Consider the following 1,270-nt stretch of genomic DNA (forward strand, 5'->3'; position numbering starts at 1 on the left):
CCTTCCCGACCGCCATGTCGATCACAGCGGTCGATCTTGGTCCACCCGCGGCTTACACCGTTCGCGTGACACGCCCCTCGGTTCACCGGCGCCACCGCTGCTGACATGGATCGCTGGTGGCACTCGTTCCTGCGCCGCTTCGACCTCGAACACACCTTCCGGCTGCTCAAGCAGACCCTCGGCTGGACCCGCCCGAAGATCCGCACCCCCGAAGCCGCCGACCGCTGGACCTGGCTGATCATCGCCGCCCACGCCCAACTCCGCCTGGCCCGACCACTCGCCGCTGACCTGCGCCGCCCCTGGGAACAACCCGCTGCCCCAGGCCGGCTCACCCCGGCCCGGGTCCGGCGCAGCTTTCGGAACATCCGCCCGACGACCCTGCTCCCCGCCCACGCACCCAAACCCAGCCGACCCGGCCCCTGGCGCCCACCCGGCTCCCGCAATCGAGACCCCGCGACCAGCTGCGACGTCGGCAAGACCGTCAAACGCGACCGCACCATCACCGCACGACAACAGCGCACAGGTTAAAGATCAAGCCTAGCGCTCAGGTTCGCGACCTCGAGCTGCCAGTTGTCAAGTCGGTCTGAGTTTCAGGCACGGCTGGCGTTGCAGTGAAACCGGACGCAGTGACTCCGTGAGCTACAGGAACCAGGGGACGAAGCGGTCCGCTGTGCGCAGCACGACCGCGAGCGGCGGCCGGCTCAGGATCGCCGCGAGCGCGCCATGTATGCGTCCGCGCCGCCCTCGCTGAGACCCTGGGCGGGAGGGCAGCGAACAGCGTCGCGAGGGTTGGCAAGGGACGCGCGAAGATCGTGATTTCGACGATCTGGACCTGCTCGTTGCAGCGCGCCAGCAGGACTGCTTCGCCTTCTGTGCCGCGCACACGGGCTCGGAAGGTGAACGCTCGGGTGTCACCGAGTACGAGCGGCTCAGTGGTGTCGAGGACCTCGAGCACGGCGAAAATGTCGCGATGCAGGGCGGTGACCTCGGCCTTGCCCTCGAAGCGTGCGCGCGTCGTCATCGGGGAGCGAAAGACGACCTCGGGTGCCAGAGTTCGGCGACGGCGACGGCGTCACCGCGTTCCGCAGCCAAACGTAGGGCTGCCGTGGTTGCCGTGGCCGGCGAGGTGGGAGGCGCCGCGGGACCGGTGACAGACATCGGGACCTTCTTTCGGGAGCGCTTCCTGCTATCACCCTAGCCCCGGTGATTCATGAGGGCTGGTAATCGACCTTGGTGGCATGATCGGTGCGGGATTTCTAGTCGGGCCGTG

1 protein-coding gene is annotated in these 1,270 nt (G+C 68.0%); it reads left to right on the plus strand.

What is annotated here, in order from left to right:
* Nucleotides 1–105 precede the first annotated feature (105 nt).
* Nucleotides 106–528 carry a hypothetical protein gene (locus LL648_RS43585; RefSeq protein WP_232668861.1) on the plus strand — a complete coding sequence of 141 codons (423 nt, stop codon included), beginning with the start codon at nucleotides 106–108 and terminating at the stop codon, nucleotides 526–528.
* Nucleotides 529–1,270 lie beyond the last annotated feature (742 nt).

The organism is Pseudonocardia sp. TRM90224, from assembly GCF_021245725.1.
In the GTDB taxonomy this organism is placed as follows: Bacteria; Actinomycetota; Actinomycetes; order Mycobacteriales; family Pseudonocardiaceae; genus Pseudonocardia.

Coding starts and splice junctions, on each gene's coding strand:
- LL648_RS43585 (WP_232668861.1), top strand. CDS start 106: ATGGATCGCTGGTGGCACTCGTTCCTGCGCCGCTTCGACCTCGAACAC.